This window comes from Cellulomonas sp. P4_A2, from assembly GCF_056402515.1.
The window spans coordinates 1-483 of the sequence record NZ_JBFUHG010000092.1 but is presented as its reverse complement, the minus strand read 5'-3'; the positions used below and the strand labels follow the sequence as shown (position 1 = coordinate 483).

Genomic DNA, 483 nt, shown 5'->3' with positions numbered 1-483 from the left:
GCCTTGTAGAAGCGGTCGAAGACGTGCGGCAGGACGTCCTCCGGGATGCCCGGGCCGTGATCACGTACCTCGATGACGAGTTCGTCGCCGTCGGTCCGTACCGACACGCGTACCGGCGATCCGCCGTGCTTCAGCGCGTTGCCGATCAGAATCGCCAGGATCACATCGAGCCTGCGCGGATCGAGGCGGACCATCATGCCGCGCTCGGCGTCCAGATCCACCGCGTCCAGCCAGGCGCGGGCGTCGATGCAGGCGGTGACCTGGTCGGCGACATCGACCGTGTCGAGGACGAGCCGGGCCGTACCCGCGTCGAAGCGGGTGACCTCCATCAGGTTCTCCACCAGGTCGTTCAGCCGCCTGGTCTCGCTGACCACCAGATGCACGGCGGGCGCGATCATCGGGTCGAGGCTGTCGGCCTCGTCCTCCAGCACCTCGGCGACCGCGGTGATCGCGGTGAGCGGGGTGCGCAGTTCGTGCGACATG

At 68.3% G+C, this 483-nt stretch carries 1 protein-coding gene; it reads right to left on the bottom strand.

The genetic code is table 11. From position 1 onward, the window contains the following. Positions 1 to 483 (bottom strand): sensor histidine kinase (locus tag AC1DUE_RS20245; protein ID WP_477041202.1); only part of this gene is annotated, 483 nt, incomplete at both ends.